Source organism: Streptomyces sp. NPDC005408, assembly GCF_040606445.1.
Classification (GTDB): domain Bacteria; phylum Actinomycetota; class Actinomycetes; order Streptomycetales; family Streptomycetaceae; genus Streptomyces.
The window spans coordinates 17,489-36,661 of sequence record NZ_JBEXEX010000050.1 but is presented as its reverse complement, the minus strand read 5'-3'; the positions used below and the strand labels follow the sequence as shown (position 1 = coordinate 36,661).

The 19,173-nt window shown below is 67.0% G+C and carries 8 protein-coding genes and 3 pseudogenes; 4 read left to right on the top strand and 7 right to left on the bottom strand.

From position 1 onward, the window contains the following. Positions 1–247: 247 nt before the first annotated feature. The 5 genes and pseudogenes from pucD to ABZS64_RS31760 all read right to left on the bottom strand — a co-directional run. Positions 248–2,566, bottom strand: coding sequence for a xanthine dehydrogenase subunit D (gene pucD, locus ABZS64_RS31780; RefSeq protein WP_355837202.1), 2,319 nt, complete (start codon positions 2,564–2,566; stop codon positions 248–250). Beyond that, complete coding sequence (locus ABZS64_RS31775) at positions 2,563–4,362, bottom strand: carbamoyltransferase C-terminal domain-containing protein (protein ID WP_355837200.1); 1,800 nt, start codon at positions 4,360–4,362, stop codon at positions 2,563–2,565. The genes pucD and ABZS64_RS31775 overlap by 4 nt, the downstream gene beginning before the upstream one ends. Before the next feature lie 107 nt (positions 4,363–4,469). Beyond that, positions 4,470–5,516 (bottom strand): FAD-dependent oxidoreductase, encoded by a 1,047-nt coding sequence (locus ABZS64_RS31770; RefSeq protein ID WP_355837198.1) that lies wholly within the window; start codon positions 5,514–5,516, stop codon positions 4,470–4,472. Next, on the bottom strand, positions 5,513–6,478 hold the full coding sequence (locus ABZS64_RS31765; RefSeq protein WP_355837196.1) for a hypothetical protein: 966 nt from the start codon (positions 6,476–6,478) through the stop codon (positions 5,513–5,515). The genes ABZS64_RS31770 and ABZS64_RS31765 overlap by 4 nt, the downstream gene beginning before the upstream one ends. 34 nt (positions 6,479–6,512) lie before the next feature. After that, positions 6,513–6,652, bottom strand: a pseudogene (locus ABZS64_RS31760) (FAD binding domain-containing protein); the annotation flags it as partial. Between the two features lie 1,056 nt (positions 6,653–7,708). On the opposite strand from ABZS64_RS31760, the gene ABZS64_RS31755 reads away from it, so the two are divergent. Beyond that, a complete protein-coding gene (locus tag ABZS64_RS31755) occupies positions 7,709–8,731 on the top strand; it encodes a serine hydrolase domain-containing protein (RefSeq protein WP_355837194.1) in 1,023 nt (340 codons plus the stop codon). 434 nt (positions 8,732–9,165) lie between these two features. On the opposite strand, the gene ABZS64_RS31750 is transcribed toward ABZS64_RS31755, so the two are convergent. Together ABZS64_RS31750 and ABZS64_RS31745 are read right to left on the bottom strand one after the other, a co-directional pair. Then, complete coding sequence (locus tag ABZS64_RS31750) at positions 9,166–9,561, bottom strand: hypothetical protein (protein WP_355837192.1); 396 nt, start codon at positions 9,559–9,561, stop codon at positions 9,166–9,168. 86 nt (positions 9,562–9,647) lie between these two features. Continuing rightward, positions 9,648–10,115, bottom strand: a pseudogene (locus ABZS64_RS31745) (IS3 family transposase); the annotation flags it as partial. A 901-nt stretch (positions 10,116–11,016) separates the two neighbouring features. Between ABZS64_RS31745 and ABZS64_RS31740 the strand changes: the two are divergent. The 3 genes and pseudogenes from ABZS64_RS31740 to ABZS64_RS31730 all read left to right on the top strand — a co-directional run bounded on the left by ABZS64_RS31740 (position 11,017) and on the right by ABZS64_RS31730 (position 19,170). Next, entirely contained in the window at positions 11,017–17,259 is a 6,243-nt protein-coding gene (locus ABZS64_RS31740; RefSeq protein ID WP_355837190.1) for a DNRLRE domain-containing protein, read from the top strand. 11 nt (positions 17,260–17,270) lie between these two features. Beyond that, complete coding sequence (locus ABZS64_RS31735) at positions 17,271–17,870, top strand: hypothetical protein (RefSeq protein WP_355837188.1); 600 nt, start codon at positions 17,271–17,273, stop codon at positions 17,868–17,870. A 108-nt stretch (positions 17,871–17,978) separates the two neighbouring features. After that, positions 17,979–19,170: pseudogene (locus ABZS64_RS31730) on the top strand (LacI family DNA-binding transcriptional regulator). The last annotated feature ends 3 nt before the right edge of the window (positions 19,171–19,173 follow it).

Genomic DNA, 19,173 nt, shown 5'->3' with positions numbered 1-19,173 from the left:
ACACGCAGGGCCCGCTGGTGCCGCCTTGAGAGCGGCGCACTGCTACCGCCGGCACCAGCGGGAGATCAGTGCGGCTAGGGCGTGTTTTAGAAGTGGCGTCGTCCGCCCGGAGGGCGGGCCCCGCGGCGTCTGGTGCGGGTAATCGCAAGGCGGAGGATCGCCCTCGTACTGGACGTACTTGGGCGACTCCGACAACACCGCGAGTGTGCGTACCACGCGTCGCGGGGCGGGACTTCTCAAACACGCCCTAGACGCCGACGATGTGCTCCGGCGCGACCGGGGTGTGGGTCAGGTTCAGCCCCGTCGCGTTGCGGATGGCGTTCACGACCGCCGGGGTGGCGGAGATGGTGGGCGGTTCGCCGACACCGCGCACGCCGTACGGCGAGTTCGGGTCAGCCATCTCCATCACCTGCACCGTCATCGGCGGCGTGTCCAAAATGGTCGGGAGGAGGTAGTCGGTGAACGACGGGTTGCGGATCTTGCCGTCCTTGACCTTGATCTCTTCCATCACGGCAAGGCCGAGTCCCTGTGTGGAACCGCCGTGGATCTGCCCGACGACGGCGTCCGGGTTGATGGCCTTGCCGACGTCCTGCGCGCAGTCCAACTGCACGACCTTGACCAGACCCAAATTGGTGTCCACGTCCACCACCGCCCGGTGGGCGGCGAAGGCGTGCTGGACGTGCACTCGTCGGCTCTGTCCGGTCTTCGGGTCCATCGCGTATGTCTGGAGGTGGTGGTATTCCCTGGTTTCCTCGATCACGTCGTCGCCGAGCACATCGACGAGATCGGCGACGAAGCCGGTGGCTTCGGAAACGATCTTGCCGCCGGTGAGCGACAGGTGTGCGGGGTCCTCGCCGAAACGCTGGGCGACCCGTTCGAAGACCACCTCGCGGACGGCTTCACACGCGTTCTTGACGGCGCCGCCGGTGATGTAGGTCTGCCGGGAAGCCGAACTCGACCCCGCATCGCCCACGTTGGTGTCGGCCGGGGGGATGGTCACCCGCTCCACCCCGAGTTCGCTGCGGGCGATCTGCTGCTGGACGGTGATCAGGCCCTGGCCGACCTCGGCCGCCGCGGTGTGCACCAGGGCGACCGGTTCGCCGCCGATGGCCTGCAACCGCACCCGCGCCGTGGAGTAGTCGTCGACGCCTTCCGCGTAGGAGACGTTCTTGATGATCACGGCGTAGCCGATGCCCCGGACTACGCCTTCGCCGTGGGTGGTGTTGGACAGACCGCCCGGCAGGCCCCGGACGTCCCCCGGTTCGGTCCGGTTCTCCGGCGGCATCGGGAGCGTTTCGAGCCGTTCCAGCAGCTCGGCGACCGGTGCGGGGGAATCCAGCACCTGCCCGGTGTGCATGGTCGAGCCCTCTTCGACGGTGTTGAGCCGGCGCACCCGTACCGGGTCCATGTCCAACGCCTTGGCGAGCTTGTCCATTTGCAGCTCGTAGGCGAATGCCGGCTGGACGGCGCCGAGGCCGCGCATCGCGCCGCACGGCGGGTTGTTCGTGTACAGGCCCCAGCCCTCGATATGGACGTTGGGTGCCACGTACGGGCCGACGCCCAGCGACGTGGCGTTGCTGACCACGACGGGGGTCTTGGAGGCGTACGCGCCGCCGTCGAAGTACATCTTCGCCTTGACGTAGACGAGCTTGCCGTCCTTGGTCGCGCCGTGCTCGTAGTACATCTTCGCCGGGTGGCGGTGCACGTGGCCGTAGAAGGACTCGTGCCGGTTGTAGACCATCTTCACCGGCTTGCCGGTGTGCAGGGCCAGCATGCAGGAGTGGATCTGCATGGAGAGGTCTTCGCGGCCACCGAAGGCGCCGCCGACGCCGGACATGGTGAAGCGGACCTTCTCGACCGGAAGGCCGAGCGCGCGCGCCGTCTGCTTCTGGTCCACGTGCAGCCACTGGGTGGCGAGGAACAGGTCGATGCCGCCGTCCTCGGCGGGGATGGCCAGGCCGGATTCGGGTCCGAGGAAGGCCTGGTCCTGCATGCCCATGGTGTACACGTCGGACACCACGACGTCGGCCTTGGCTTCCGGGTCGCCCTTGATGATCGGCTGGTAGCGCACCACGTTGCCTTCGGGGTGCAGCTTGGGAAGCGTGTCGTCGTGCGCGGCCCGCTCCGGGTCGGTGATCGGCTCGAGTACCTCGTAGTCGACCACGATCTTTGCCAGCGCGCGCCGGGCCGTCTCGGGGTGATCGGCGGCGACCAGGGCGATCGGCTCGCCCTGGTAGCGCACGATGTCCTCGGCGAGCACCGGCGTATCGGAGACCTTCAGGCCGTAGATGTTCTCGCCGGGGACGTCCTTGTGGGTGAGCACCGCGTACACGCCGGGGTGTTTGAGCGCGGGGGCTATGTCGATCGAGTTGATCCGCGCATAGGGGTGCGGGCTGCGCAGTGTCGCGCCCCAGAGCATGTCCTCCGCCTGCAGGTCCGAGGAGTAGGCGTACTCCCCGCGTACCTTGAGAATTCCGTCCGGGCGAAGCGGGCTGTCGCCGATTCCGCCGCTGATCTCCTCGTTGAGGTCCTGCGGGGCCGGGGCGTGAGAAGTCGTGTTGGTCATCGGGAAGCCTTCACCTTTGTGACGAGGTAGTTGCCGAGCATCAGGTAGTCGATCTCCGTTCCGAGGAAGCAGTTCAGCGCGTCGTCCGGGGTGCATACGATCGGCTCGCCTGCCACGTTGAACGAGGTGTTGATCAGGCAGGGGACGTCGGTCAGCGCGGTGAACCGGCGTAACAGGGCTGCCAGTCGGGGGGTGTCCTGGTCGGTGATCGTCTGGACCCTGGAGGTGCCGTCCACGTGGGTCGCGCCGGGGATGAGGTCGTGGAACTCCGGCCGTACCGGGAAGACGAATGTCATGAACGGCGAGCGGGTTTTGCGGCCCATGTCGAAGATCTTCGGTGCGTCGGACTCAAGGACGAGCGGTGCGAACGGGCGGAACGGTTCCCGGTGTTTGACCTTGGTGTTGATGATGTCCTTGATGTCCGGGAACTTCGGGTTCGCGAGGATGCTGCGGTGGCCCAGCGCCCGGGGGCCGTGCTCGATGCGGCCCTCGTACCAGCCGATGACGACCTTCTCGGTGAGCAGTTCCGCCGCCTGGTCGATGACCTCGTCATCGCTCAGGCAGCTCCATGCCACTCGGTCGCCGAGCTCCCTGAGGGCCTGCTGGATCGTCAGGTCGTCGTATTCCGGTCCGAGGTACGGAGTGACCGGCGGTACGGACTTCTCCTCGCCGGCGCTGCCCGGGTGATTGGACCAGGCGTGGACCGCGGCGCCGATGACGATGCCCGTGTCGCTGGCGCCGAAGCTCACGTCCATGTCGTCGAACCGCGACCCCTCGAACAGCGGGGTGTTGTTGAGGCAGTTCAGCGCCACGCCGCCTTCGAACAACAGGTGGTTCAGGTCCGTCTTGGCTTCCAGCGCGCGGAGCTGGTGGCTCGTGACGACGGTCAGCATCTCCTGTGCTGCGGAAGCCACACGGGCCTTGTACTCAAGGGTGTCCTGCACAGGACCGAAGTACTGCTCGAAGAGGGGTTCGAAGCTGCGGGGGTTGTCCGTCTCAAGGGGACGGCAGAAGGTGTATCGCCCGTCCTCGTGCAGTTCGACGATGTGCTCAAGGAACGGGTTCGGTGCTGGGGGCTCGGCGAATCCGGACAGGCCCATGATCTTGTATTCGTCGTTGTTGGGCACGAAGCCCAGGTATCTCGTGATCGCGGCGAACAGGAGGCCCATCGAGTACTCCGCGCCTATGGTCGACTCGTCGAAGACGCGGATCCGTCCGTCGCGGATCTCGCCGATCATCGACGAGAACCGTTCAGCGCGTCCGTCGCTGACGAGGAACGCGGAGTCCTTCATGCCCGCCATGTAGTAGCCGGTCATCGCGTGGGCGAGGTGGTGGGGTACGAACACCACCTTGTCCGGGTCGGGTGTGAAGCCGGTGCGTGCGGCGAAGTCGGCGAGTATGGCGTCGTGGCTGACGGCTCCGGCGAACAGCTCGCTGATGTTCCTCAGGAGATCCTGCTTCGCCGCCGGCTCCATCGGTGCGGACGTGATGTCGGACAGCATCCCGTCCAAGACCTCGGCGGAAAAGTCCCAAGGGATGGCGATAAGGTCGACATCGGAGAATTGAAGTCCTGCGTGGTCAAGGCACCATTTCACCGAGTTGATCGGGAAATCGGAGGTCTTCTTCTCCCGGTTGAGCCGCTCTTCCTCCACGGCCGCGACCAGTTCGCCGTCCACCAGCAGCGACGCGCCCGCGTCGTGGCCGAGGAGGTAGTGCCTTTCGGTGCCGACCGCGCCAAAGTGCTCGGCGAAGATCTCCGAGACGCGAGTGAAACCGTTGCACCCCAAGACGATCATGACAGTTTCCTTCTCTGTTGCGCGGCCTTCGTCATCACGAAGGCATCGGCGCCTCCGCCGACCGCTGGGCAGCGGTCGGCAAAGAGACAGGCCGTGTCGGTCCAGGGCTACGTGTCGGCCACGAGGTCGCGGATGATCTCTCCGGCTGCGGGTGCCTGGCACAGTCCCTGGCCGGAGAAACCTGCCGCGTAGAGGAAGCGGCGGTCGGGATGCCGGCCGATGAAGGCCGTCCCGTTCGGGCTGCCGTCGAAGGATCCGCTCCACCCGCGATGAAGGCGGATGCCGTCGAGGGCCGGGTAGGTGGCGCTGAGCCGGCGCGACAGCCGCTGGAACCAGTCCTGCCGGGACTCGCCCGGTCCTGGGCGGCCCATCCCGATGAGGAGGCTGTCCTTCCAGGCCCGGATCCGCAGGCCGGAGGAAGCGTGCAGCGTCATCGGCAGGTCGGCGAAGGGAGAGCCGGGCTCATAGCCGAGAAGCAGTTCGATGGGATACGTGTCCACGGGGAGGTCGACGTCGGCCATGGAGGCGACCGTCCTCGACCAGGGTCCGGCCGCGCAGACGATGGCGTCGGCGAGGATGCTGCCCGTGGGGGTGTGGACCCGCCCGTCAGGGTCGATGCCGGTGACGGGTGTTTCCGTGCACAGGACGGCACCGGCCTCCTCGGCGGCGGCGGCATAGCCGCGCACGATCGCGACGGGGTCGCAGGAGTACGCCTCGGGCGACCAGGCCGCCGCCAGGATGGTGCGCTCGTTGAGCAGCGGGTTGATCCGCGCCGCTTCGGACGCCGTCACCAGCTCGACGCCCACCCCTGCGGCCTGCTGGGCAGCTTGGGTGCGCCGGAACTCCTCCACCTGCTGCTCTTCGGTGAACAGCACCAGGAAGCCAACACGCTCCAGACCGAGGGGAGTTCCGGTGCGCTCGGCGAAGGCGTGATAGGCCGCCATGCTCCGCACGGCAAGGCCGCCGGTGTATGGGTCGCCGGGAAAGTAGGTACGCACAACGCCCGCGGTGGCCGCGGACGCTCCCGATCCGAGCGCGCCGCGCTCCAGCAGGACGGTGCCGACACCGGCCTCGGCGAGATGACACGCAATCGACGTGCCGACCACTCCTCCGCCGATGACGAGGACGTCCGTGCGTTCGGGAAGAGCGCTCATGACGGCTGACTCACTGCAGCGGAGCGCTGCTGGCGCAGGTGGTCTGATGCGTCCCACGGAAACAGGTGCAGGTTCCAGCCGCCCAGGCAGTTGATGTAGAGGGCCATCTGGTTCACCACGGCCAGGAAGTCATCGCGGTCGAGGTGGTCGAGGCAGGCCAGGAAGCGCTGGGTGAAGGCCCACAGCTTCTCCAGACCGCAGTAGCCCAGGAACTCGGCCGGGATACCGACCAGCAGGCGTGCCATCTGGCGCAGGGATTCCATCGGCATGTCCGCGACGGCGGCCCGGACCAGGCCACCGTAGGTGGCATACCCCAGCGGGCGGGTCTCGCCGTTGACGAACAAGAGGGTGGGCAGAACGGTCTCAAAACTCCCGGCCCCGGACGGGATGAACCCCCGGTGCATGTCGCCAAGTTCGGCGGGTTCAGCCAGCCAGATCCGGTCGGTCTCGGTGTAGACGTCGTGGATCAGTTGCTTCGCGTCGGGGTTGGCGGCGTTGAGGTGGGGGATGCGGTGGCCGCCTGCCGTGCCTGCCCTGCGGACCTCCGCCAGGATCGGCTTCTTCGTCGAGTAGACCGCATCCCAAATCGCGCGCCCGGCCTCGGTCAGAGCCGGCATGTCCTGCTGCCGGATCTGACCTACAGGGGATGCCGGCATCGGTTCGGTCAGCGTGCCGTACTTGATTCCCAGATGCTGGAGCGCGGAACAGAACACGGTCCCGTCGGGCGCCTCGCGTCGGTCGAACCGGTGAGATCCGTGCAGATGCAGCAGCGAGGGGATCGGTGCCGCGTGGTACAGGTGCTCTCCCGCCACCAGCGCGTGCCCTTGCAGACTCTGGTAGGGCAACGACTCCCACAGCGCATCGGCCAGCACAGCGTTGCGATCGTCGAGTTCTGCGGTAACGGTGATACCCAGATCAGGCCAGGCAATCTCAACATTCCGACCGGATAACGTGCCAGTCAAGGCATTCCCCTTCGTTCGGCGAGATGTCAGGAGGATTGAGCAGAGTGGTCGGCCGACGGTGGTCCATGTTGATCTCGGCCATTACGTCGGTACCGCCCGCGATCGGCGTCGCGTCCGGATGCTGGGCCTTTGCGGCCAGCGCTTCCCCCATGTGGCAGGTCGGAGGAAGTCCACGGCACTCATCCCTTGCTTCGTTGCAACTTGCCGTGCTTCGTTGCAACTTGTGTGAGGAGTACAACGCCAACCGAGTGGAGTCAGCTAGGAGTTGAAGACATGAAACCGTCCGTAGGCTCTTCGTAGACTTCTACAAGAGCCGGTCGGACCCGCGGCGTTGGTCAACTCCTCCTATTCCAGCCGTAGTTCGTGATCAGGCTGGCTGGGGTTGCGCCGGCACCATGAACATCGCGGGCGTCGACCAACAGGCGAACGACACGGAGGGCAGCGTCATGGCTGACGAACTGGCGGTGGCACTGCTCCTCGTCTTTCTCAAAGCAGAGCACCGCGACACGTGAGGCGAGGCCGCCGGTTGCAGGCTCACTGGTCTGCGGTCTTGCTGAGGTCGAGGCTCCGGCTGCGCGCCGCCTCGGATTCGCGGACGCGTAGGCCGCGAGCCGGCCCATGGCGCGTCTCAGGACGAGGCGCCGGGCCGCCGCTCGGAAGACACCGACCAAGATCTTCTCCCGGATTTCTCCCAAACGATCACCGGAGACGCAGGAAGGGCCTGATCCTCAGTGAGGATCAGGCCCTTGACCTGGTGTTTCTCTGTCGGGGTGGCGGGATTTGAACCCACGACCTCTTCGTCCCGAAGTAGGCCCTGGGAGATCGCCGACCTGCGTCCTGTGTCAAAGGTGCAGCTCAGAGCGCTGCTATGCGTTGGTCTGCATCGGGGCCCGAGGGCTTCGATCCAAAGATCATCTCCAGGAATCCTCCAGAGCCGTCCGACGTACATCAGCCAGGGCCCTGTGAGAGTTCTTTGCGGAGCGAGCCCGAGGCGTTCGGATGAATGCGCGCTGGGGGGCGGCGTGGCGCTGCGGGCAAAGACCTGGACGGACTTACTTAGGACGCATGTTCATCCGGACGGGCCGAACTGCCCTGCTTAGCATCGCGATGGTCGTCTCTGCCTGCGCGGCGGCCTCCCTGCCCCCGGTTGCCGCAGCGGCCGTTCCGGTTCCCAGGGAATCGGCCGCCGCGTCACAGCTCTGGAAAGCGACCGCGGCGAAACTAGACCGGGTGATCCAGAAGGCGGCCACCGACGCCGGTGTCCCTGGAGTGATCGTGGGCGTCTGGAAGCCCGGACAGCCGCGCTACGTGCGGGCTTTCGGCGTCCGGGACACGAGCGACTGCGCCCCGATGCGAACCGACCTGAACATGCGGATCGGCAGCGAGACCAAGACCTTCACCGTCACCGCGCTGCTCCAGCTCGTCGACCGCGGCAAGGTCGGCCTGGACGACCCGATCTCCGCGTACGTCGACGGAGTGCCCGACGGAGAGCACATCACGCTGCGTCAGCTCGCGGATATGCGCAGCGGCCTGTTCGCCTACAGCAAGGACGCGGGCTTCCAGCACCTGCTGACGACCGAGCCGCATCGCCAGTGGTCGCCGAATGAGCTGCTCAGCATCGCCTTCAAGCACCCCAACCAGTTCCCCCCCGGCACGCAGTTCGACTACTCCAACACCAACACCGTGCTGCTCGGCCTGGTCGTCGAGAAGGTCACCCACCGTCCCTTGAGGAACGTGATCCGGAACCTGATCACGCGGCCGAGCGGCCTGGACCACACGTTCCTGCCAAAGGCGGCGGAGTTCCCGCTGCCGCACGCCCACGGCTACACCGACGTGACGCCGGACGGCACGGTGGCGGACGCCACGCACTTCAACCCCAGCTGGGGCTGGGCAGCCGGCGCGATGATCTCGGACCTCGACGACATGCGCTCCTGGGCGAAGAACGTCGCGACAGGCGGACTGCTGACCCCGCAGACCCAGGCGGAGCGCCTCGACGCGCAGCCCACCGGCGCGCCGGGTGACGCCTACGGGCTGGGCATCGACATCAACCACGGGTGGATCGGCCACGCGGGCTCCCTGCCCGGCTACCAGAGCCTGACGGTCTACCTGCCCGCCCAGAAGGCGACGATGGTGATCCTGCTCAACACCGACATCCCCTCGAACGGCGAGAATCCCAGCACCCTGCTCGGCCGGGCCATCACCCAGGTGGTCAGCCCCGGCAACGTCTACGGCGACGCGTCCGACCAGAACTGACACACGCCCAAGGTGACGCGGGCGAGGACATGCTGGAGATTCGCTCCCCGAAATCCTCAGGCGCTCGCGCAACAGTGTGCGTGCCGGCCCTCAAGACGGATGACTCGCTTCAACTTTCGATGGTCCGACAGTGCGGTGTGCTGTCGGACCTGGACGATTCCTGCCTTGCATTGAGGCCCTGGGAGATCACCGAGCTGTGACTCCTGGCAGACATGCGGGTCAGCACGTTGTCCCGAATGAGGGTCGGGCATGATCGCGACCGGGCCGGAAGGATATCTGTGCTGGTCAGACGCTCGGCGTGAGATGGTCTCGCATGGTCTGGGTGGCGCTCCGGCAGAAGATCATCTCCCAGATTTCTCCCAGGCCGGGTCGCTCTTGGGGTGAGATGTTGGGCTTGCTGTGTCATTACTCGAGCAAGTTTGCATGTGGCTCCGTCACTCGGAGTCGCGCTCTCCCCAAAGGGCAGCCAGTCGAGCCGCGCCGGTTGCGCGTTGTCTCTCCAGATCCGATAGCGACGTCGCGTACCTTTCGCCCCAGGCGAGGTACGTATCGACCAGCTTCTGACGCTGGGTGGCCAGGACCCGCCTCTCGCGGGAGAGCAAGTCACGTTGGAACTTCTTGAGTACGAACCCGCGTGCTTCTAGCTCGGACACGTGGCTGGCCTCGGTGTCTTGCTCTGCGGCCCAATGCCTGAGCACCCCGAGGAACCCGTGGTCGCCCAAGCTCCGGAGTTCCTCCTGCCAGCCTTCCCACCAGGCTGCGAACAGGCCGTTGAGCTGGTATTCGTTCAACGTCCCCAGTGGCATAAGGGTTTGACGGAATGAGGTCATGAGCTCATCTCGATGAGCGGCCAGGTCTGCTGCAGGTTTGGGTGACAGGTTGACGTGCCCCACGGTTTGGGTTCCAGCCGCAGTGGCTAACTGGCGGCGGGGATGGTGTCTTGCTCGAAGAGTAGTTCGTACTCGATCGGGGTGCGGTAGCCCAGTGCTGAGTGGCGCCGCTGTCGGTTGTGAAAGACCTCGATGTACTCGAAGATCGCGTTCGCCAACTCGACGCGGGTCTTCCACCGTCTGCGATTCAACAGCTCGATCTGCATCGAGGACCAGAACGACTCCATCATCGCGTTGTCCAGGCCGTCCCCGACGGTGCCGAACGATGGCAGGAGCCCGGCGGAGCGGACCCTTTCCCCGAAGACCCAGGAGGTGAACTGGGCGCCGTGATCGGCGTGAACTATCCCGCCTGGTCCGGGGCGGCGGTTGCGAATGGCCATGTCCAACGCGTTGACCACGAGGGTGGAGTCCTGTCGGGAGTCGATCGACCAGCCCACGATCTTGCGGCTGAACGCGTCCAGGACCGCCGCGCAGTACACCCAGACTCGACCATCAGTCAGGGGATTGGAAGCGGTCGGCGGAGTTTCAATGGGCGAGTCAAGATCTGTCTTCTTGCCCTTGGTCTTGCCGGGAGTCTTGGTGACCTGCGCTTTTCCTGGTCAGGCGCGGTGAGCTCATGCGCTTCGTGGTTGTTGTTGGTCGCCATTGACCACTGTCGAGCAACGTTGGACGGCCCAGGGACGGCCCAGCCGCACTCGGCTGACGGCTGGCACCCCGGATGCGCCCCTTCTGAACCTCAGCAGACGACAGTCAGCCACGACGGCGGGTGCGCCAGCCGACCACACACGCGTATGCCTCGCTGCACCCCCACCGGCATCAGCCACGATATTGCGCTGTGTTGTCTACCAGAGCGAGCAGCGACAGCTGGTCTGTGACGACGGATGGGGCTATAGGTTTGGAAAGCTGCGGTCATTCGCGGGCTGTTTGGGTGCTGGCCTGGGCGAATGGCCGCTCCGTGTCCTCTCGGGTTAGCAAAAGGAGGACCGCCCCTGTTCCATCACGGAACCGAGATCAGCATGGCCTTCCGCGCGGGCGCGAGTGGCGGGAGCCGTCGTCCGCATCAGGACAAGAGCACCAACTCCACATCACTTTTCCATACCGACGCACCCGGCAGCTCGCGGTCAAGTCCGACACCGAAGACCGTCGGCCCTTTGCCGGAAATCGCCCCACATGCGCACGTGGGCAGCGCGACCATCGCGCGAAGTCCGCCGCCGTCCCGGCGCTTATGTAACCCATACCTGTGCAGGTCAAGCGACTGACAGGCAAGATGACGTAACGATTTCGAGGGCTCCGCCCGGAGTGACCGCATCGTTGGTTTTCTTCACCGCTTCCCTACATTTAAGATCACGCAGCCCATGGCGTATCAGGCGTCATGGCGTGATAACAGGAGTCGTGTTGAGATTCAGACAACGGGGAAGGGCGCGAGTCGCGGGCATATCGCCAAGACGCACCGCGCTCGCCGTCGCCGCCGTACTGGTTGCCGAGGCGGCGTTGGTGTCGCTGGGGAGCGGGCAGGCCTTCGCCGCCGCGGACTCCGCCACCACGCGGGCGACGGCCGCGGGCAAGTCCGCCAAGTCGGCGGCGTCTTCGGCCGATTCGACGGCCGCCGCGTTGCTGATGGCCCGGTTGCAGGGCCGCAGGATCGAGGTGTTGGCGAAACGTTCCGCCAGCTCGACGACGTACGCGCTGCCCAACGGGCAGTTGCAGACATCCACGTACGCGGCGCCGATCCGGCAGAAGGTCGACGGCGTCTGGCACAACATCGACACCGCTCTGGCCGACGAGGGCAGTGCGCTGGAGCCGGAGGTGGCCGCCGCCGACATCGCGGTCTCCGATGGCGGGGACACCGCGCTCGCCTCGGTCACCAAGGGCGCGAAGTCGTTCGGGATGGGCTGGGAGTCGAAGCTTCCGACGCCTTCGGTGAAGGACGACACCGCCTCCTACGATCTCGGTGACGGCGAGACCCTGACGGTCACCGCGCTGTCGCAGGGGTTCAGCCAGAACGTTGTCCTGGACAAGGCGCCCGAGGGTCCGCTGGAGTACCGGATACCCATGCGGCTCAAGGGACTTGAGCTGTCGGTGGCCGAATCCGGTCACCTGCTACTGAAGGACGGCGCAGGGAAGCTGGTCGCCGAGGCGCCCGCGCCGATGATGTGGGACTCCTCCAAGGACCATAAGTCCGGCGAGTCGAAGCACCAGGCCCCCGTCGCCACGAAGGTGGAGACGGCCGAGGACGGGTCGCAGACCCTGGTCCTCACCCCGGACGCGAGCTACTTCACCGACAACAAGCTGACCTACCCGGTCACCGTCGACCCCACCAGCACGCTCGCAGCCTCCGCGGACACCTGGGTCGCCACCAACTACCCCGACTCCCAGGTCTCCTCGGAGGAGCTGAAGTCGGGTACGTACGACGCGGGGACCACCAAGGCCCGCGCCTACCTGAAGTTCGACGTGTCGGCGTTCACGGGCAAGCACATCACCGACACCAACCTCGCCCTGTACTCGTACTACTCCTCGACCTGTGCCACCACCGGCGCGGGCACGCAGGTGCGGCGGATCACCGGGGCCTGGACCACCTCGGACATCACCTGGGGCGACCAGCCCGCCACCACCACGACCGGCGCGGTCACCAGCACGGCGGCCAAGGGCTACAACGACTCCTGCCCGGCCGGCACCGTCAACTTCGACATCGACGCCATCGTGCAGGCCTGGGCCGGCGGCTCCACCAACTACGGTGTCCGTATCGCGGGTGCCTCGGAGACCGACTCCACCACCTGGCGCCGCTACCGCTCCGCCAACTACGTCTCCGGCGACGGCTCCACCGAGCCGCACCTGACCGTGACGTACAACTCCTACCCGGCGGTGCCCAGTTCGACGGCGATCGCGCCCTCGCAGGTCAACGCCTACAACGGCAAGCGCTACGTCACCTCGCTCACCCCGACCCTGTCGTCGAAGGTGACCGACCCGGACGGGGCCAACGTCCAGGCGCAGTACGAGATCACCGCCGACCCGGCGTACGCGGACACCACGTACTCCCTCACGGCGTACGGCAAGACCGTGGCCTCCGGCTCCACCTCGACCCTGGCCATCCCCTCCGCCTCCGCCTTCCCCTCCGGCAGCCATCTTCGCTACCGGGCGCGGGCGTACGACGTTACGGACTTCGGGTCGTGGTCGGGCTACACGACGTTCGTGCTGAACACGGCCAAGCCGGTCGCACCGACCGTCACCTGTGACACGTACACCCAGAACGGCTGGACCGCCAAGGCCTCCGCCGCCGTGAACTGCACCCTCGACACCTCCTCCACGGACGGTGCCGGCTACCAGTGGGGCCTGGACGACGCGTCCCTGCTGAACACGAAGCTGGACACCACCAACGGCACCGGCGGCGACGCGCAGACCATCAGCATCAACCCGGCGGGCGGCTGGCACACGCTGTACGCGCGCACCATCGACTCCGGCGGCAACCTCTCGACCGCCAGCACCGCCTACAGCTTCGGCGTCGGCGCCGACGGCGCGGCGATCCTCTCCCCGCAGGACGGCGACACCACCGCCCGCCGGGTCACCCTGGCGGCCAAGGGCCTCACCACCTACACCGGCGTGACCTGGCAGTACCGGCGCGGCGAGACCGACATCTGGCACACCGTGCCCGTCGGTGCCGTGACCGCCTCCGGCTCCGCCGTCTCCGCCTGGCCCGTCGCCGTCAGCGGCGGCACCGCGACCAAGCTGGTGTGGAACACCGTCTCCACCCTCGCCGAGGACGGCGTGATCCAGCTGCGGGCCGCGTTCACCGACGGCACCACCACCGGCTACTCGCAGACCGCCGAGGTCACCCTCGACCGGGACGCGGGCACCGCCCTCACCAATCAGATCGGCCCGGGCCAGGTCAACGAACTCACCGGTGACTTCACCCTGTCGGCCACCGACGCCTCCGCGTTCGCCGCGAGCGTGGACCGTACGTTCTCCTCGCGTACCAACAGCACCGACACCGAGGGCCAGGCGCAGATCTTCGGCCCCGGCTGGACGTCGGCCGTCTCCGCCGAGTCGAGCGACTACACGCAGATCCGCGAGACCTCCGGCTCCTCTGTCGAGGTACTGGCCGGTGACGGCAGCGCGATCGCGTTCACCGAGACGAGCAGCGGCGGCTGGCAGCCGGAGATCGGTGCCGAGTCTCTGACGCTGACCTACTCGACCACCACGAACATGTTCACACTGACCGACAGCGACGCCAACACGGTCGTGTTCGCGAAGGCGGACCCGGCCTCGACGACGTGGACGGTGTTCTCGTCGGCCTCGGCGGTCGACGACTCGACGGTCACGGTCTTCTCGACGACGGTGGACGTGGGCGGCAAGAAGCTGGCCCGTCCGAGGTACGTGGTCTCGCCGACGAGCGCGGCGACTGCGACGACCTGCCAGACGACGCCGTCCACGAAGGGCTGCCGGGTACTGGAGTACGTCTACGCTCCGGCCACCACGGCCACTTCCAGCACACTGGGCGACTATCTGAACCAGGTCTCGGCCGTCAAGCTGTGGGCCACCACCCCCGGTGCCTCCGCCTCGACCTCCGAGACGCTCGCCTCGTACGCCTACAACGCCTCCGGCCAGCTGCGCCAGGTGTGGGACCCGCGCATCAGCCCCTCGCTGAAGACGGAGTACACCTACGGCACCGACGGCCGCGTAGCCACGTACACCAAGCCGGGCGAGCTGCCCTGGACCTTCACCTACGGCACGGCCGGCTCGGCCCTGACCTCGGGGGCCGGCATGCTCCTCAAGGTTTCGCGTGCCGCGCTCGCCGCGGGCTCCGCGAGCACCACGTCCGGCACGGCGGCCACCACCGTCGTCTACGACGTCCCGGTCTCCGGCACCGCCGCCCCGTACCAGATGGACACCGCGACGGTCGCCACCTGGGGACAGGACGAGGCGCCCACCGACGCCACCGCGTTCTTCCCCGCCGACAGCGTTCCGGCCTCCAGCACCGGTGGCGACCTGACAGCTGGCGCCTATGCCCGGGCCACGATCAGCTACATCAACGCGAACGGAGCGGAGACCAACACCGTGAGCCCGGGTGGTGCGATCACCACCACCGAGTACGACCTGCTCGGCAACGAGTCCTCCGACCTGACCGCCGGCAACCGGGAACTCGCCCTGGGCACCTCCGCCAACGCGGCGACAGAACTGGCCGCCCTGGGCCTGACCGATCTGTCCCCCGCCGAGCGCGCCCAGCAGCTGGTCACCGTGCTGGAGTACTCCGCCGACGGCACCCGTGTGACGGACGAGTACGGTCCGCTGCACCAGATCACCCTGGCCGCGGAACTCACCGGCACCACCCCCGAGTCCACCCTGGCCGCCGGCACGATGATCCCGGCCCGTGCCCACACCTCCTACGCCTACGACGAGGGAGCCCCGGCAAACGCGGCGGTCTCCGACCTGGTCACCTCCTCCACCACGGGCGCGGCCATAGCCGGCTACGCCACCGACGCGGAGACCAAGACCACGACCACCACCTACGACTGGTCCACGGGCTCCGAACTGGCCACCACCGGCGGCGGCGAGTCCGCGGGCCAGGTGACCAGCTACGACAGCGCGGGCCGTGTGGCCACCACCCGCACCCCGAAATCGTCCGGCTCGGACGCGGGCACGCTGGTGTACACCTACTACGACGCGCACGCCACCGGCGCCTGCGCCTCGACCGAGTGGGACGGCCTGCTCTGCAGGACCGCCCCGGCCGCGGCCATCTCGGGTGGCGGGACCAACCCCGCCGAGGCCGTCACCACCGTCTACACCTACGGTCGGTGGGGCCAGGTCGTCACCAAGGCCGAGACCGCCAACGGCGTGACCCGTACGACCACCACCGCGCCCGACGCGGCGGGCCGTCCGACCGGCACGACCGTCACCGGCGGCACCGGAACAGGCACTCCGGCCACCACCATCACCTACGACGGGGCCACCGGCCAGGTCGCCAGCACCACCGCCAACGGCAGGACGTCCACCTCGACCTACGACGCCCTGGGCCGGACACTCACCTACAGCGACGGGTCGGGCAGCACCAGCTCCTTCACCTACGACATCCTCGACCGCCCGGTGACGGCGTCCGACTCGGTGCCGTCCACCACCACCTACACCTACGACGCCACCACCGGCCAGGCCCGGTCCATCACCGACTCGGTCGCCGGGACGTTCACGGCCGGTGCCCACGACGCCGACGGCGCTCTCACCGGTGAGACCCTCCCCGGTGGCTACACCCTGGCCACGACCTACGACACGACGGGCAACCAGACGTCGGTGACCTACGCGGACTCCTCAGGCACCACCGTGCTCTCCGACTCCGCGACCTACACCATCCACGGCAAGCAGACCGGTCACACCCAGACCGATGGCGGAACCCTGTCCACCGCCTACGGCTACGACGCCTCCGGGCGCCTGGCCCTGGCCACCGACGACGACGGCACGACGACGACCTCGCGCGCCTACGCCTTCGACACGGATGACAACCGCACCTCGCTGACCACCACGGTCACGGCCGCGGGCTCCACCCCCACCACCTCCAGCACGGCGTACGCGCACGACACCGCGGGTCGCCTCATCGCCGGGGGCTACACCTACGACGCCTTCGGGCGCACCACCCAGGTGGCGGGCAAGACCCTGGCCTACTACACCAACGACCTGGTGGCCAGTGAGACCGTGGGCTCCACCCGTACCACCTGGGGCCTGGACGGTTCCGGCCGCCTGGCGTCCTCGGCCACCGCGACCACCAGCGACAGCGGCGCGACCTGGTCGACCACGAGCACCACGGTGAACCACTACAACTGTGGCTGCGACACTCCGTCCTGGACGGTCACCACCGCGGGTTCCGCCTCCACTGTCAGCCGGAATGTCCCCGACCTCTCCGGCGGCCTGGCCGCCACCACCGGTGCCACCGGCGGCGCGGTCCTCCAACTGGCCAACCTGCATGGTGACATCTCCGTCCGGCTGGACCTGGCGACCTCCGCCGCCACGGTCCAGCGCTACGACGAGTACGGCAACCCGCTGGACGCCACGGCCGCCGCGGCGAAGTACGGGTCCCTGGGCGCCTACCAGAAAGCCACCGACGGCCTGGCCGGATACACCCTCATGGGCGTCCGCGTCTACGATCCGACCACCGGCCGCTTCCTCCAGAGCGACCCGGTCTATGGCGGCAACACCAGCGCCTACATCTACCCCGCCGACCCGATCGGTCAGTCGGACACCAGCGGTGAGCTGAACTACCGCACTCAGACGAAGAAGACGAAGAACTACACCATCGGCATCAGCAGGAACTGCACCGGGAAGTCCAAGTGCAGCTTGACCTGGTACGTGAAGCTGAAGAGCATCTGGAAGAAGTACGGCGCTCTGAAGTTCGTGTACACCATCGTCCTTCCGCTGTACAACGCCAAGAAGAATCAGAGCTACGGCCACCTGGAGCCGGGCACCTACGTCTTCCACGGCTCCTGGGGTGTCCCGAACGGGAGAGGAAGACCGGAGTCGGACCGGGGGAAGTACAGGGCCATGGGCATGACCTTCTGGTTCGACTGGACGGACAACGTTGAATTCAGCGGGAAGTTCACCGTCATGAACATCTGCGTCAGGAACCCGACCCTGAACGTCTACGGCCTCTTCACCTGAGACCCTTCGGGTTGATCACCGCCGGGGGAGAAGTGGGCAGCCACTTCTCCCCCGGCTTTCATTGCCATCGGAAGGCAGCGATGATGTCGAATTTCTCGGACTGGCAGGACCGGATGCTGCGAGCGGTCTGGCGGCACGGGGAGCAGCTCCCCGAGGAGGTACTGACGTGGATGGCCGAGCTGTACGGCGAGCGTGGAGAAATTCCGGAATCGGAGTTCTGTGAATCCTGGACCGCGCGAACCTTCTCCATGGCGAGATCGGCCTTCGAGACGGTCACCAGGTCGGCGGAGCAGGACACCGGGAAAGCGGCCACCGGCGACGACTTCTGCTACATCGACTACGTGCGCGACCCGGACCTGGGACCGGTCGGCGTGGTCCATATCAAGTCGGCGGAGGTGTCCACACCCGATTCGGCAGAGGTTCTGGGTGCTGTGGCGGAAGGAGTGCAGGAATTCGTCATGAGCCACCATCGCGTGACCTGGCCCGTCTGCGGCGAGCACGACCGCGGTCTGCATGTGGGTTACTTCCATGAGACCGCGGTCTGGAAATGCGCGGGCGGGACCACGGATGGTCACGTGGTGAGAGCGATTGATCCCGCCGTTCAGCCGTAGATCACTGCGGGCCCTTTCGCTGGGTTAGCCACCATTTCACCATGATTTCCCGCTGTTCTCCGCGTGATTCCGGTGCGGTTGTGGTGCGACCGACCATGACCGGAGGTCATCCCCGCGTTCGAAGACTTCGCCATCGCCGACATCCTGAACACCGACATTGCCGCTTGGGAGAAGCGAGAGAGACATGGCGGGCGACGCTGCACTTGATCCTGGCGGATGCCGTTGACGAGGGGCTGCGCGATTCCAACCCGGCAACCAAGAGGCGCGGACGAGGGAAGCGTGCCGGCCGCTCACGCAACCGTGGGCCGGAGAAGGTGGTCACGACGGCATCCGGCATTCTGCTGCTCGCCGAGCGGACCGCGCTGCTGTCCGGCCGCGACGACGAGTTTGTTGGCGTCATCCTCAAGGGCTTCACGGGCACGCGGTGGGGCGAGCTCGTCGGCCTTGAGCCCGAGTTCGTCCGGCCGAAGAGCATCCGCGTGGAGTGGCAGCTCTACGAGTTGGACACGGGCGAACTGCACCGCTGCCCGCCGAAGGACGACTCCTATCGCGACATCGACGCCCCCGACTTCCTTACCGCGCTCCTGTCCCGCCACATCGCCCGGACGAAACTGAAGCCTTGCGGGTGCCACGGGTTGACCTACGTCTTCAGTGGTCACGGCACCGCCAATGGTGCTGCGAGCCGTCCGGGAGCGAAGCTGGTCGACGTGGCTCGTCGTGCCGGCGTTTCGACTGGCACCGTGTCCAACGTTCTCAACCGCCCGGAAGCGGTAGCAGGGCTGACCCGGTTGAAGGTGCTGGAAGCCGTCGCCGAACTTGGTTACGTACGTAACGCAGCATCGGGGGAGCCGGCCGCGCACTGGCGGCGCTCCGGATTCGGCACCTGGCTGTCCAGCCGGCGGCCACGGGGGTGTACCCCAAGCGCGGCAGTCAGGAGGAGCACCCGGTGCCCGTGGTCGCGGAGCCGTGGCCGGGGATTCCGGCACGCGGGCGCGGAGCCTCCAAACGTGCTGAGGCGTGCTGGGTGCCGATCGCGCCAGGGCTGACACCGCACGGGCTGCGCCACACCCACAAGACGCTCATGAGAGAAGTGGGCACCCCACCAAAGCTCATGGACGAACGCATGGGCCACGAGGACGGCTCGGTGCAGTCCCGCTACGACCACATTACGCCCGGGATGCGGCGGGCCCTGATGGCTGCGCTGACCGAGATGTGGGGGGAAGCGTTGGACGCGCGCCGGGCGATGAGTCCCGGTTCGCCGGTGGCCGCTCTGGACGCGCTGCTGAAGGCCCGCCAGTAGGGC